Source organism: Rhizobium redzepovicii (assembly GCF_019793435.1).
Lineage (GTDB): Bacteria > Pseudomonadota > Alphaproteobacteria > Rhizobiales > Rhizobiaceae > Rhizobium > Rhizobium redzepovicii.
The window spans coordinates 482518-496421 of the sequence record NZ_JAILYH010000002.1 but is presented as its reverse complement, the minus strand read 5'-3'; the positions used below and the strand labels follow the sequence as shown (position 1 = coordinate 496421).

At 60.2% G+C, this 13904-nt stretch carries 16 protein-coding genes and 2 pseudogenes; 9 read left to right on the top strand and 9 right to left on the bottom strand.

The genetic code is table 11. The features are described from left to right. The first annotated feature begins 91 nt into the window (after positions 1–91). The 6 genes from K6N12_RS04645 to K6N12_RS04620 all read left to right on the top strand — a co-directional run bounded on the left by K6N12_RS04645 (position 92) and on the right by K6N12_RS04620 (position 3321). The gene (locus K6N12_RS04645) at positions 92–841 is read left to right on the top strand and encodes an SDR family NAD(P)-dependent oxidoreductase (protein ID WP_183779658.1); all 750 of its coding nucleotides are present in this window, start codon (positions 92–94) and stop codon (positions 839–841) included. Then, the gene (locus tag K6N12_RS04640; protein WP_097628118.1) at positions 834–1583 is read left to right on the top strand and encodes an SDR family oxidoreductase; all 750 of its coding nucleotides are present in this window, start codon (positions 834–836) and stop codon (positions 1581–1583) included. The genes K6N12_RS04645 and K6N12_RS04640 overlap by 8 nt, the downstream gene beginning before the upstream one ends. 188 nt (positions 1584–1771) lie before the next feature. Further along, on the top strand, positions 1772–2062 hold the full coding sequence (locus K6N12_RS04635) for a hypothetical protein (RefSeq protein WP_097628117.1): 291 nt from the start codon (positions 1772–1774) through the stop codon (positions 2060–2062). A 121-nt stretch (positions 2063–2183) separates the two neighbouring features. Further along, positions 2184–2537 carry a hypothetical protein gene (locus K6N12_RS04630; RefSeq protein WP_097628116.1) on the top strand — a complete coding sequence of 118 codons (354 nt, stop codon included), beginning with the start codon at positions 2184–2186 and terminating at the stop codon, positions 2535–2537. A 30-nt stretch (positions 2538–2567) separates the two neighbouring features. Continuing rightward, positions 2568–2897 (top strand): DUF2934 domain-containing protein, encoded by a 330-nt coding sequence (locus K6N12_RS04625; RefSeq protein WP_097628115.1) that lies wholly within the window; start codon positions 2568–2570, stop codon positions 2895–2897. 4 nt (positions 2898–2901) lie between these two features. Continuing rightward, on the top strand, positions 2902–3321 hold the full coding sequence (locus K6N12_RS04620; RefSeq protein WP_097628114.1) for an HD domain-containing protein: 420 nt from the start codon (positions 2902–2904) through the stop codon (positions 3319–3321). A 73-nt stretch (positions 3322–3394) separates the two neighbouring features. Here K6N12_RS04620 and K6N12_RS04615 read toward each other — a convergent pair whose 3' ends face one another. Further along, positions 3395–3664, bottom strand: a complete 270-nt coding sequence (locus K6N12_RS04615; protein WP_097628113.1) for a cyclase — start codon at positions 3662–3664, stop codon at positions 3395–3397. A 53-nt stretch (positions 3665–3717) separates the two neighbouring features. Beyond that, a complete protein-coding gene (locus tag K6N12_RS04610; protein WP_097628112.1) occupies positions 3718–3981 on the bottom strand; it encodes a hypothetical protein in 264 nt (87 codons plus the stop codon). Positions 3982–4251: 270 nt separating this feature from the next. On the opposite strand from K6N12_RS04610, the pseudogene K6N12_RS04605 reads away from it, so the two are divergent. From K6N12_RS04605 to K6N12_RS04595, 3 genes and pseudogenes are all read left to right on the top strand, one after another. Beyond that, positions 4252–4758 (top strand): annotated as a pseudogene (locus K6N12_RS04605) (HIT family protein). Positions 4759–4900: 142 nt separating this feature from the next. Further along, on the top strand, positions 4901–5176 hold the full coding sequence (locus K6N12_RS04600) for a type II toxin-antitoxin system Phd/YefM family antitoxin (protein ID WP_097628110.1): 276 nt from the start codon (positions 4901–4903) through the stop codon (positions 5174–5176). After that, positions 5163–5593 (top strand): annotated as a pseudogene (locus K6N12_RS04595) (plasmid maintenance toxin (PemK-like)). The gene K6N12_RS04600 and the pseudogene K6N12_RS04595 overlap by 14 nt, the downstream one beginning before the upstream one ends. 42 nt (positions 5594–5635) lie before the next feature. Here K6N12_RS04595 and K6N12_RS04590 read toward each other — a convergent pair. The 7 genes from K6N12_RS04590 to K6N12_RS04560 form a co-directional block, all read right to left on the bottom strand. Beyond that, positions 5636–7486: a DUF2264 domain-containing protein gene (locus tag K6N12_RS04590; protein WP_097628148.1), complete on the bottom strand. Its 1851-nt coding sequence runs from the start codon at positions 7484–7486 to the stop codon at positions 5636–5638. A gap of 76 nt (positions 7487–7562) precedes the next feature. Then, positions 7563–8837 (bottom strand): ABC transporter substrate-binding protein, encoded by a 1275-nt coding sequence (locus K6N12_RS04585; RefSeq protein ID WP_047620768.1) that lies wholly within the window; start codon positions 8835–8837, stop codon positions 7563–7565. Positions 8838–8877: 40 nt separating this feature from the next. Further along, positions 8878–9603, bottom strand: coding sequence for a DUF624 domain-containing protein (locus K6N12_RS04580; protein WP_097628109.1), 726 nt, complete (start codon positions 9601–9603; stop codon positions 8878–8880). Positions 9604–9623: 20 nt separating this feature from the next. Beyond that, entirely contained in the window at positions 9624–10733 is a 1110-nt protein-coding gene (locus K6N12_RS04575) for an ABC transporter ATP-binding protein (RefSeq protein WP_018245936.1), read from the bottom strand. A gap of 15 nt (positions 10734–10748) precedes the next feature. Next, the gene (locus K6N12_RS04570; RefSeq protein WP_018245935.1) at positions 10749–11921 is read right to left on the bottom strand and encodes a glycoside hydrolase family 88 protein; all 1173 of its coding nucleotides are present in this window, start codon (positions 11919–11921) and stop codon (positions 10749–10751) included. A 4-nt stretch (positions 11922–11925) separates the two neighbouring features. Then, a complete protein-coding gene (locus tag K6N12_RS04565) occupies positions 11926–12762 on the bottom strand; it encodes a carbohydrate ABC transporter permease (protein ID WP_097628108.1) in 837 nt (278 codons plus the stop codon). Then, entirely contained in the window at positions 12759–13739 is a 981-nt protein-coding gene (locus tag K6N12_RS04560) for a carbohydrate ABC transporter permease (protein ID WP_210295846.1), read from the bottom strand. The genes K6N12_RS04565 and K6N12_RS04560 overlap by 4 nt, the downstream gene beginning before the upstream one ends. Positions 13740–13904 lie beyond the last annotated feature (165 nt).

Here is a 13904-nt window from a genome sequence, read left to right as displayed (position 1 = left end):
AAACCTTCAGAATGCACTTGAGCTTTGCCAAGCTTAGCATATAAGTGATAACATACAATGATGGCGCAGCGCCAAACAACGAGGTGGAACTTTGAAGAACCAGACCGCAATCATCGTCGGCGGCGCTTCCGGGCTCGGATTGACGACGGCGAAGCTCATGATCTCGCATGGGGCCACCAGGATTGGGCTCATCGATCGCAACGAGGAACTGCTTGCTTCGTCGGCTACGGCGCTGCGCGCGCTGGGCGCCGAGGTCGCAACGGCCGTTGCCGATATTTCCAAGTCGGAAACGGCGCATCGCGGGTTTAACGAGATCGCCGGCACGCTCGGCCGGATCCATGTGCTCGTCAACAGCGCCGCCATCTATCCCCGGCGGCCTATCCTTGAGATCACCGATGAGGAGTGGGATCTCGAAAATGCGATCAACGTCAAGGGTACCTATCATATGATGGTCGCTGCCGTCCTGCATATGCGCCAGCATGTGAACGCGCCCGCGGTGACGGGGCGGATCGTCAACGTGACCTCGGTCGATGCTTTCAAGGCCCACCCCCAAAACGCCCATTATGCCGCAACCAAGGCTGCCGTCGTCAGCCTGACGAAATCTTTTGCCCAGGAATGCGCCAAGGATCAGATCCTTGTCAATTCCGTCGCACCCGCCGGTTTTGCGACCGACCGCGCAAAGGAGCTCGGATTTCTCCCCGAGCTCGCCAAGGCCAGCGCGCTTGGCCGTGCGGCCGAGCCGGCCGAGATGGCGGAATGGATCGTCATGATGGCGTCGAGCCGCAACACCTATGCCACCGGCGAAAACGTCGTCGTCAGCGGAGGCTACATCTATGTCTGAGCCGCTGGCCTATCGGGTCGCCGTCGTCACGGGTGCGACGAGCGGCATCGGCCGCGCCACCGTCGGCAGGCTGCGCGACATGGGGCTGACGGTTTATGCCGTCGGCCGAAACGCCGAGGCACTCGATGAATTGGCCGCGGAGAGCGGAGCCAAGCCGATCCGGGCCGATGTCCGCGACACCGCTGAAATCGTGCGGCAGCTTGATGGCGTTGATGTCGACATCCTGGTCAACAATGCCGGCATTCTCTCGACGCGGGCAACGTTCAGCGAGATCGAACCTTCCGAGATCGATGCCATGATCGACATCAATCTCAAAGCGCCGATGCATCTGACCCGCGCGTTCCTGCCTGCCATGGTCGAGCGAAAGCGTGGCCATCTCATCTATATCGGTTCGAGCGGCGGCCAGGCGCCCTATCCGAACATGGCGGCCTACGGCCCGTCGAAGGCCGGGCTCAGCCTGTTTTGCGACAATCTCCGCTGCGATCTGCTCGGAAGCTCGGTTCGCGTGACGGAGGTAGTGCCGGGCCGCGTCCAGACGGACCTTTATCGCACCGCAATGGCGGGCAATCAGGCTCGGACCCTGCTCTACGACGGCTACCGTCCGATACAGTCCTCCCACATCGCCACTATCATCGCCAATGCCATCGAGCTTCCCATCTTCGTCGACGTAGCCCGGATCGAAGTCTTCCCGACGGATCAGGCGACCGGCGGCGGCACGATGGTCAAATTCCCTGGGCAGTAGGCGGGCAATCTGGAGACTTGCCGATGATGGCTGAACTTTCCGCTCCGGACTGTCGGCAATCCAGCGCCTCGATCGGGCGGCAACGATGCCGGTGCCGAGGCACCTGCATCGCCCTCCAGGGAACAGAAGCGCCACTCCGGCGTTCGAACTAAAGACGACGGTTCTCACGTCTTTTGGGAGTGCGCGATATGGAAGAGATGACCAATATCATCAAGGACCTCAGCATCGAGGAACGCGAGGAAATCTTCGTCGACATCGCTCGTACGCTGGAAGACACGGCACGTGAGGCCCTTGTCGAGGGCAATATGCAGTTTGCAGAAATTTCCAACAACATGGCCGAAGCGATCCGCGTCAACGCTGACGAACTCGCCCGCGACGATCCTGAGAATGCCGAGCGCGTGCTGCTGCAGGCAACGGCGATGATCTCGCAGTTCGAGGCCGTGCACCCCTATCGCATGGTGAGCATGGCCGTCCACTGACGGCCGGCCGAGTGCTCCGGTTGATCCTCCGTTCAAATCATTTGCCATAGGCGGGAACTCTCGCTACCCGCGAGGGTTATCGGATCACAACATCCTTTGCATGAATGGAAGGAGGACCGCTATGACGTCCAGATCCGTTGTGCCGCCGGAAAGCGGTACCGACGACGCGCGCTCCGCCGACACGCGAGATGCCGAGAAGGATCGCCGAAGGACATTGGAGAATGTCCGCAGCACCGTAAGGCCTGAGACAGACGGCGACAGCAACACCGAAACTCCAAGCCTGAAGCTCGCGAAGGAATATCTTAGCCTCGGCGGGCGCCGCCGGTCCAAGATTGACGACAATATCACCGAAGTCCGCCAATGGGATCGAGATCCGCCCGAGGCCGAACGGTTCTGGACGGAACGGGTAGAGACGCTTTCAAAACATGACCGTAAACAGGTGGAGGATTTTCTTCCAACCATCAACACGCCCTGAACGGCTCATTGAAATGTGTTGGAGGAGATCATGGCTATAGACAAGCACGAGCAGATACGCCGCCGTGCCTATGAAATCTGGGAGGCCGAGGGCCGCCCTGATGGTGCGGACCAGCGCCATTGGCTGCAAGCCTGCGATGAACTGGCTGGCGACGATGAGCATGAGACCCTGCAGGACCTGCTCGATGAAGACGATAGGGATGATGCGGCGCTGCTTCAAGGCGCCGGTGAGAGCGGCGACCTCGATCGGCCGCCACCAAGGCTTGGCCGGGCCGCCCTGACTTCCGTGCCCGATATCGAGGTGACCACAGGCGAAAAGCCGTCCTCCCAGCGGAAGATCAGGAAGACTGAAGGGCCTTAATCGGATTCAGCATCTCGATCACGCCATCCAGATCGCTCTCGAGGCGCATGAAGGGCAGGCTGATAAGACCGACCGGCCGTACTTCGAGCACTGCCAGCGGGTAGCCCTTCTCGTTTCCGGCGACGAGACGCGAACGGTCGCCTACCTTCATGACGTCGCCGAGAAGGGAAACGGGTGGACGCTCGACAGGCTGAGGGAGGAAGGCTTTCCGCCGGCGATCATCTCCGCGGTGGATGCCTTGACACGGCGGCCCGACGAGGCGGACGACGACTTTGTCAGACGCGCGGCGTCAAACCCGCTGGCGCTGCCGGTCAAGCAGGCCGACCTCGAAGACAATCTTCGCCAGGCCGAACAGGCCAGCAAGAACACGGAGAAATACCAGCGCGGCCTGGATCTCCTGCGCGATCTGAGGAGCGGGCAATAGGAGCGCTCGGAAGAGCGCGTACGACCCGACTTCAAGTCATGCGCCGAGAGCGGCTGCAGTCGTTTGCCCCATCTCACGTTTTATTGGCAAACCACACGGTCGGAGTGCCGAGCACGCCTCCGTTGCGCATGGCCGTCTTCAGCTCTTCGAGCTTGCCGAAGGCCTGAGCTGCTTCCAGTGTGGCGAACTCGTGCGTGACGGTAATGTCGTTGGGATTGTCAGTGGCCCGGTAGACGGCTTGCGCCGTAACGCCATTGGCCTTTTGCACCTGATCAAACGCATCGTATATCTTGCGCCATGTGGCGTAGTCGGAGACCTCGTGCCTCACGAATAGAGTGGTCATATCATCCTCCCGCGTTGCCCGCGCTGCATTGCCAAGTCCCGTTGAGATGTGTGTTACGATTGAACCAGGATCATCATGGTCTCCGGTAGGACGCCGTCACTCGCCATCGCATCGGCCGCGGTCTTAGTCTGCATGAAGGCCATCAACTTTTGTATGTCTGCGACCTCCATCACCAAACCAACGCGGTTGGGCGTTTGAGGGTCTGTAAAGGTGCGAATATTCGTGACGCCGACGGGTTCCAGCACCTGCTTGCGAACAGGCGAGGCGAGCCAGTGTTTCGTGTCTTTGACGTTGTGGCAGACCATTACGGTAGGCATCGCATCCTCCTCCCATGACTCCGAAATGAAGTCGGAGTATACCACTGGGGCAGGCTGGATTTCACTTAAATAATATTGCATTTAAGGAGAGCTAAACTATGAATTAAGGGGGTCAGTATGATTATTATAAGTAATCCGAAAATATTAATGGCGCGCGAGATAAATACATAGAACTCGCCAAATCTGAAGGATCGTGACGGATTTTGGGATACCATGGCAATATCGGTCGACGTATCATCGACAATCGAAGCGCGCACGAGAGGGTCAGCAATGATCGAACGCGTACCATTTGATCTCAAGGCCTATGTGCGCGGCAGTGAAACAAGGCCATGCTTTATCTGCGGCTTGGTCAACAACGACCCCGCTTGCTTTCATCATCGCATTTTCGAGGACGATGAGACCATCATCTTCCTGAGCAAATATCCGACCCTTCCTGGTTATTGCCTTGTCAGTCCGAGGGAGCACCGGGAGGATCTGGCGCGAGACATATCGACAGACGAATATCTTCGATTGTAGGAGAAGGTTCACATCTTGTCGCGCGCCCTCAAAAGGGTGTTCGACGCCGAGCGAATTTATGTGCTTTCACTCGGCAGTCAGCAAGCCAATAGCCATTTACATTTTCACGTCGTTCCCCTGCCTTCGGGCGTGCCGCTTGAAAAGCAGCAATACCATGCGTTGATGGGTGAGCATGGCGTTCTGCAGATACCGGACGATCAAATGGCAGAATTGGCGCGGCAGATCGCTGAAACTTACGATACTGAACGGATCGCATCATAGCTAAACGGCGTACTTGGAGTCGACGTGGCCGCCCTAATTTGGTGACGCTACCGGTCGCCGCACTGTGTGAAAAGCAGTCGGCATCCGATCTCAACTCAAAAAATCCGGAAATCCCGTATATTACGGAAAATAGGTGATCCGAATGACATCCACAGTCACGGCCGCTGCCGTGTCCAAGAATTTTGGTGCCTATCAGGATGCGGCTGTACGTGAGCCGGTGATTATTACAAAGAACGGTCGGCCGCGGACGGTATTGATAGCCTATGAAGACTATCTCCGTTTCACGAAACGCGATCGTCGTGTCGACCTGACGACGACCCTCGGCGATGAAGAGCTTGCGGCGATCGAAGCGTCGCAGATGGGGCCGGGGCTTGAGCATTTGGATTCCGAACTAATGAATAAGCATGCTTCCGACTGAGCCGAAGGTTGGTTGGTTTTTCCGCTATTCTTATCTCTGGCATTGGCAGCATCTCGAAGGTCGAGAGGAGGGCGACAAGGATCGTTCGGCCCTGGTGCTTGCGATCGTCACCGCGCTGGACGATGAAGTGCCGATCGTGCGAGTGCTGCCGGTGACCCATTCGCCACCGTTCGATCCGGCTGATGCGGTTGAAATCCCGGCCGCCACGAAACGGCGTCTTGGGCTGGATGACGAGCGATCGTGCATCGTACTGACGGAAAGCAATCGCTTTGTTTGGCCGGGGCCGGACGCTCGGCCGCTCGACAATGAGAGCGGTTATTGGGCCCGCTGCCGCCGGCGCTGTTCGACGAAGTCAAGCGCCGTTTTGTCGAGCTGGCGCGCGGACAGCGTCATCGCGCCACTCCCCGCAGCGAATGATTGTGCCGCTGCAATAGGCCCCGAAGGGCGCCCGATCCCGAGCTAAGACTGAAGATCAAAGGCCGGCACGCGCACGCCGTTCTCACCGAAGTGCCGCTCCAGCTCGTCAAGATCCGGACGGGCCGGCGGATTGCCGAGCGCCTCTGCCCAGTTCTCGCGGCTGGGCAGGGCCATCGCCGCGGTGACGAGCACGGTGGTTCCCGGGCCGAGTTCGCCGCGCAACTGCGGCAGCAGGGTCTTGGCATGGACGAGGTTGGTGTTCGGGATCGGGCTCATCGTATGCCCGGCCCTCGGACCGGATGACAGATCCACGATGGCGCTGACATCCGTCTGCCCGTACCAGACGGCCCGGCCTTCCGCCTGTTCGGATCGATCGGCATTGAAATCGGCGCGTTCGATCGCAAAACCACCTTCTATGGTACTGAGCCCATGCGGCGTGGTTATGCGGTGGATGCGGATGTGCCAGGGGTTTGCGGGAATGAGCCAGGTCTCGATGGCGACATCGTTCCAGGGGCGCCAGCGCGAATAGAGCAGGTCGCCCGATATCAACGCCTCTTCGAGGGATTCCCGCATGCGGAAATGGACGCCGTCGTCGGAGAGGCCGAGCGTGCCGTCGAAGCTCGCGGCGGCAAAATTGCGGTCGTCGGCTTCGATATTGAAGGCGTAGCGGGTGGAGTAGACGAATTTCGAATATTTCTCGTTTGCGCCGCGCATCTTGTCGTGCTGCTGGCCGGAGGAGAGCACGACGACATTTCCCGGCGTATGCATGGCGACCATGCCCGCCGGCTTCAAAGCCACCGGCTCTGAGAATTCCGGCTGCGGCGCTTCTTCGGCCGCCCAGAAAGGGTGATCCTGAGGAAGGGCGAGCGGCAGGAAGAATTTCAGCGCCCAATAGGGCGAGCCGGGAGAGTTATAGCTCTCGCTCATCAGCAGGTTCGGGTAGCCGTAGCCAATGGAGAGAACGCCATCCCGGTCGGCGATCGGCAGCGCCGACCACCAGCGGATATGGCGCATGTAGTAGCCCTTGATCTCGGCCCAGGGCAGCGCCTCGAGGCCGGCAAAGGCAAGCGCGCCCCAGAAGCCGCCGGCGGCGAAACGGTAGGTCTGGCTGCGGCCGAAAGCAAGGGCGGCGCCATCAGGGCCGAACCAGTGGCGGATATCCCGGGCGAAGATTTCGGCGCGATGGCGGAAGCGCTGCTTGCGCGCCTCGTCGCCGCGCGCCAGCACCGCATAGATCAGGCCATAGAAATGCATGGCGAAGGGAATGTAATGATCGACCCGCCGGACCGGTCCGTCGCGATACCAGCCTTCCCCGAGGTCGAAAGCTTCCAGTTCTTCGAGATAGGCGAGGGTTTTCCGGTGATCGAACGCCACGCTTACGCGTTCCAGCCCGAGATCGATGAGCACACGAAAGAATTTCCAGTTGTTGTCGATGAATTCCAGCTCGCGCGCTCTGAGAAGATAGGCAGCGACCGTCTTCTTATCGCTGTCGTCAAGCGGTTCCCAGATATGCTCGGGGACAAGCGCCAGGGCGAAGCCGACGGCGGCGAGCTCGACCAGCCGCTGATTGCGGTCGGTAAGATCGCCCCAATATTCGGGATGAGCAGGATTGGTGCCGTTTGCGAGCCCGCGCCGATAGAGCTCCCAATGCGGGAACGCACCGCCGCCGGCAGCGAGCGGAACAATTCCCCAGAGCGGCCGCGCAAATCCTTCCAGATCCGCCGCTGCCCGGTCGAAGATCGCGCCGGCTGCACCGAGGCGCACACGAGCGCCGCCTTCGGAAAAATACGGCAGCAGCGGTTCGAACAGATCGATGACGGCCTTGGAGAGGTCGTCGCGTGTCTTCAGGGGATTGCCGAAAAGCGGATTGGCCCGGGCGGGATCATATATCATTGTCAGCTCGAAATTCATGGAAAACCCGATCGGCCGCGGGCGGATGGTAACCCGCGGCCGTCGATATCTCGTGGGCCTACTTGATGGCCTTCACGCCTTCGGTCATTTCCTTCAACCCGTCGTCGACGGAGGTGTTGTCGGTCATGATCGCGTCATGCACACGGTTGAGCACCACCTCGATCTTGGCGGCGTTCGGGTTGACCGCCATCTCAAGGTAGGTTTTCAACGGCTTCAGCGCCTCCTTGCTGGCGGCATCCTCAGGAAAGCCGGGCGTTGCCGCGATCTTGGCGCTGACGTCATCCGTCTTGAGCGCGGGGAAGGTGCCCGTCGACGCGATGACATCAGCGCCCTCAGGACCGGTGACGAACTTGATGAAATCGAGAGCTGCATCCTTGTGGTCGGAATTGGCGTTGACCGCCAGCCCGGAGATCTGCGCGGCCGTTGTCCCGGCCGCGACGCCATCGGGATGCGGGAACTTGACGATGCCCCAGTTCTTGCTCTTCGATTCACCCGATTTCACCTTGGTGATCTGGGTGCCGACGAACCAGGTTCCCATCGGCAGCATGCCGATCGTGCCGTTGAAGAAGAGCGCCGAATAATGCGTGTTTGACGTCTTCAGGAAGGCGTAGGAGGGAATCGCCCCATCCTTCTGCAGGGTGAGCGCCCTATCGTACCAGGGCTTGAGGAAGTCGTAGTCGCCGTCGACCAGCGTGTGTTTTCCGTCGAGGACGCCGGGCAGCTGAACGGTCGACCGCCAGGTATGCAGGAGCGCGCCGTAGGTCTTGTTGGTGCCCATGCCGCCGGTAAGCTTCTCGGCAGTCGCGTCGAATTGCGCCCAGGTCATGTCATTGGTAGGGTAGGGGACGCCTGCTTTGTCGAATATGTCTTTATTGTAATAGACGATCCAGAAGTCGGAGCGGAACGGCAGCGAATAGACCTTGCCGTCGATGGTCAGTTCCTCGATCAGGCCGCCATAGGGAGCCGGGTCGATCTTCTGATCCTTCACGAAGCTGCTGAGATCGGCGATGTTGCCGGCGCGCACCAGGTTGGTGTAGCCCGGCACATCTTTGATGGTGACGATGTCGATATCCTTGGAGCCGCCGGTCAGCTGCGTCGAGATCATCTGCTGATAGTCCTGCGAGCCGAGGTCCATCGGCTCGAACTTCACGTTGGGGTGTTTGGCCTGATAGGCCTCGATCAGCGGCTTGTAATAGGCGGTTTTGTCCCAGTCCCACAAAGCCCATTTGAGCGTCACAGCGTCCTCAGCAAGCGCTGCGCCGGCAGTCGTTGCGGCCAAGGTGAAACCTGCCAAGGCAAGTCTCATCGTCCTCCCGAATTTATCCAAATACATTCCCGTTCTCCTTCCCTGGATCATCTCTGGATCAGTTGTTTTATGAAGCGTCTCGTGCATGCGGTTCGCGGTGCGGCTGCGTTGCGTTTGGCAGGTCTAGAACCGTCACCGCCGCCCGATGGACGCCGAATGCGACGGCGAACATTCCGAGTGAAAAATTGAAGGTTGCCGGCATGAACACCGAAACCGGATAGAAGAGGATATGCGCCAGCCACAGGCTGGCGGCGAAGGCGAGCGCGGCTAGCGCCGGGAGCGGGCGGATGACCGAGGCGAGCGCGGCGAGGCGCAGCAGCCTAGAAGCCGGCAGATCGCGCATCACCATGAGAACGATGAGATGGCAGGCGAGGACCGCGATGAAAGCGGTGGCGACGAGGGCGATCGTCAGTGGTGCGCTCAGCAACAGATTGTCGCGTGCGCCGGCGGCATAGGTGACAATCGCATGGATACCGATTGCAAGCGCGCCGCTCAACGCCAGGCCCCAGGCGGTGGCGCGCCAGAAGTAGCGCAGAAAGGCTTCCGTGAAGTCCCGCAGCAGATAGGTGTTGCGATCTTCCACCAAGGCGACCGAGACCCGGGCCATGGCGGCGAGGGCTGCCGGCAGCGTCACGAGGAAGAGGCCGGCCAGGATGAAGAGGATGTTCAGCTTGACCATCTCCCACCATTCGCGGACGAGGATCTCGGCGAACAGAGCAAGGCCGGTCCTCTTCGGCGCATCCTTCGCAATGCCCGGTCCCTCCCTCGTCCACATGTCCCGCAACCACTGCATAGCCGTCTCCCGCAGGCGCCTCAGTATAGAATCGAGCGTTCCGTTTCCTTGTCGAACAGCTGCGCATTGGTCATATCGGCGACCAGCGTCGCCTCCTCGCCGATATCAGGCCGGTAGCGCGGCGAGACGCGGGCGATGAGATTGCGCCCGCCTGCCACCATGTTCAGATGCACTTCCGAGCCCATGGGCTCGGCCAGTTCGACGACCGCCTTGAGGGGCGCCAGGTTCTCCGGTGCGATGTCGGCCGGCGGCAGCTCGTGGAAATTCTCCGGACGGATGCCAAGCACCAGTTCGCGGCCCTCGTAGGGGGCGATCCTGCCCTTGTCGAAATGGGCGGGCAGCGGCAGTTCCCGGCCGTCGAAGACGGCGATATAGCCGTCGTCCCGGCGCAAAATGGTCGAGGGCAGCATGTTCATCTGCGGCGCGCCGATGAAGCCGGCGACGAACATGTTGACGGGACGGTCGTAGAGGTTCTGCGGCGTATCCACCTGCTGGATGTGCCCGTCCTTCATGACGACGATCCGGTCCGCCATGGTCATGGCCTCCACCTGGTCGTGGGTGACGTAGATGAAGGTGGCGTTGAGGCGCTTGTGCAGCTTGGTGATTTCCGAACGCATCGTGCCGCGCAGTTTGGCATCGAGATTGGAAAGCGGCTCGTCGAGAAGGAAGACCGCCGGATTGCGCACCATCGCACGGCCGAGCGCGACGCGCTGGCGCTGCCCGCCCGAAAGCGCCTTCGGCTTGCGGTTCAGGAGATGAGAGATGTCGAGGATCCTGGCGGCGTCCTGCACCTGGGCATCGATGAAGTCGCGCGACACCTTCCTCAGCTGCAGACCGAAAGCCATGTTCTTGTAGACGGTCATATGCGGGTACAGCGCATAGTTCTGGAAAACCATGGCGATATCCCGATCCTTGGAGGGAACGTCGTTCATGACGTCGCCGCCGATCTTGAGCTCTCCTCCCGATATCTCCTCGAGGCCGGCGATCATCCGCAGCGTCGTCGATTTACCGCAGCCGGAGGGGCCGACCAGGATGATGAATTCCTTGTCAGCGATTTCGAGGTCGATGTCGTGGACGACGGTGAGCGCGCCGTAGGATTTGTTCAGCTCTTTAAGCGAAATGCTGGCCATCGGGTCCTCCTGAATTCACCAATAGGAAGACCAGCTGCGCGAAAGGCGCGTCAAAGCTTCCATGTAATAATAATCTCCCCAGGAGACGCATTCATCGACACCCTCGCCGCGGCAGGTGTTGAACGGCGATTTCTTCGAATAGGTGGCGTGCAGCACCAGGCCGTTGGAGACGGCTGGGTCCTTGACCGCGTAGTGATCGGCAAGGCTCTTCATCATGCGGCGCGCCAGGGTGCGATAGCGTGCGGCCGGTTCCGGCTCGACGAGATCGGCCATTTCCAGAAGGCCGCAGGCGGTGATCGACGCCGACGAGCTGTCGCGCGGCTCGCCGTCGCCGTCCGAAAAGACGAGATCCCAATAGGGCACCATGTCGGCCGGCAGCCGGTTGAGATAGAAGGCGAGCAGCCGGTCGAAGGTTTGGCGGTATTCCTCGATCCGCTCATAGCGATAGGAGAGCGCCATTCCCGAGATGGCCCAGGCCTGTCCGCGCGCCCAGGCGCTGTCGTCCCTGTAACCTTGCTTGGTGGCGCCGCGCACCGGCGCTCCCGTGACCGGGTCCATGTAGAAGGTGTGATAGGTGGAATCGTCCGGCCGAACCGAATTGGCGAGCGTGGTGCGGGCGTGAATGAGAGCGATCTCGCGATATTTCGGATCGCCGGTCTCGCGGCTCGCCCAGTAGAGAAGCGGCAGGTTCAGCAAGCAGTCGATGATGTAGCGGTATTCTTCCGCCACCCCCTTGCGGCCCCAGGCCTGGATGAACTGGCCGACGGGTTGGAAACGCTCGATCAACTGGTCGGCTGCCAGGATGGCGGCCCTGCGGCCATCCTCATCTCCGACAAGCTTCCAGGCGGCGATGCAGGAGGGCGAATAGAGAAAGCCCATGTCGTGATGATCCGTCTCGATGCGGTTCACGATCCGATGCAGGAACGATTGGACCTGGATCTGCGCGGCATCGCGGAAAACCGCCTCGCCGCTGTGCTCGAAAGCGAGCCACAGCTCTCCGGGCCAGAAACCCGCGGTCCATTGGTCGTTCGCCACCGCGGGATAGAAATTTCCGACGCTTGAATGGTTCTGCGAGGCATGGGTGAAGGCGGGAAGGTTGCGCCTGATCTGCCCGACGGCAAGATCGAGCGCGGCTTTGACCTCCTGGTCGGTGATCGGCTGCGGGGCGACGGACGAGACGGCGTTCATGGATTTAACCCTTCAGTCCGGTCGAGGCGATACCCTCGACGAAGAAGCGCTGGAGAGAGAGGAAGACGACGAGAACCGGAATGAGGGCGACGACAGAGGCCGCCATGATGAGCCCGTATTCGGCCGAATATTGCGAGATGAACATGCGAAGGCCGATCTGGACGGTCTTCAGCTCGGTCTTGGTCAGGTAGATCATCGGCCCGAGAAAATCGTTCCAGGTGGTGACGAAGGTGAAGATCGTCAGTGTCGAGAGCGCGGGCTTCGACAGCGGCAGCATGATGCGCGCCCAGATCTGGTACTCGTTCATGCCGTCGATGCGGGCCGCCTCGCAGAGCTCGGTCGGGATCGACATGTAGAACTGCCGCATCAGGAAGACGCCGAAGGCGGTGAAAGCCTGCAGGCAGATCAGTGCCAGATGGGTGTTGTTGAGGCCGAATTCGCGCATCAGCAGGAATTGCGGCACCATATAGACCTGCCAGGGCATGGCGATGGTGGCGATGTAGCCGAGGAACAGGGTGTTCTTGTAGGGGAAATTCAGCTTGGCGAAGGCGTAGGCGGCAAAGCTGGAGGTCAAAAGTTGCAGCAGCGTGACGATGATCGTCAGCTTCGAGGTGTTGTAGATGAAGAGCGCAAGCGGGATCTTCGTCCAGATATCGACGTAGTTATGCCATTGCGGCTCGGACGGTATCCACTCGATCGGGAAGGCGAAGACGTCGCGGCTGAGCTTCAGGGATGCCGAGAGCATCCAGGCGAAGGGCATCAGCATGACAACCGTCACCGTGATGACGATCGCATAGAGGAGGACCGATTTGAGGGTCACCTTGCGTCCTGCGATCCTCATTCACCATCCTCCCTCTGGCGCCGGAACTGGAAGACGGTGACGGCGAGCACGAGGAAGAACAGAACGAGCGCAACCATGCTGGAATAGCCGAGATCCCAGGAAATGAAGGCCTCGTTGTAGATGTGGTAGACGAGGACGAGCGTCGAGGTGCCGGGTCCGCCCTGGGTGATCATGTAGATCTGGTCGAACACCTTGAAGGACTGGATCGTCAGCATGACGGTGACGAAGAAGGTCGTTGGCCCGAGCTGCGGCACCGTGACATGGATGAACTTCTGCCAGGAATTGGCGCCATCGAGATCGGCGGCCTCATAGAGCTCCGAATTGATGCCCTGCAGGCCGGCCAGATAGATGACCATGTAATAGCCCATGTTCTTCCAGATGCCGAAGAGGATCACCGTCACCATCGCCCAGTGGCGGTCGGCCGACCATCCTGGCATGTTCTTGGGGTCAAGGCCGAGCGTGTAAAGGATCATGTTCACCGGCCCCATCTCGGGGTTGAAGATCATGTTCCAGACGACGGCGACGGCGACCAGCGAGGCGACATAGGGGAAGAACATTGCCGTGCGGAAGAAATTCCGTCCCACGATCTTCTGGTTGAGAAGAACGGCGAGACCGAGCGCGCAAAGGAGCGTCGCCGGCACCGAGGCAGCCGTGTAGATGATCGTGTTCCAGAACGCCGCGATGAAGGCCTTGTCCTCGAAGAGCCGCCAGAAGTTGTCGAGGCCTGCGAAGGTGATCGCGTTCGAGCCGTCCCAATGCATGAAGGCAAGCGCGAAGGCGAAGAGGATCGGGCCGAGCGTGAAGACGGCGAAGCCGAGGAAGTTCGGCGCGATGAACGAATAGGCGACGAGCGCATTGCGGACCTTGCGCTGGCGCTTGGACAGGACGGTGACCTTCCGGCGGGCCACGGCCGGGGCGCCATCCCTAGAGATGACCGAATTCGATATGGACACCGATGCTTCCTCCTGGACGGGCATTCTGCGGCTGGCGGCTTCCAGGATTCTCCAACTTCAATCCAGAGCCGTTTGGGCGCGCGGGCGCCGCCTGTTCTTCCTCCTGCCAAGGACATAGCACATCTCCGGTATTGGTCAAACAAGTTCTGAATAGATCATACAAATTTTATGGCGAGCGCCAAAAACATA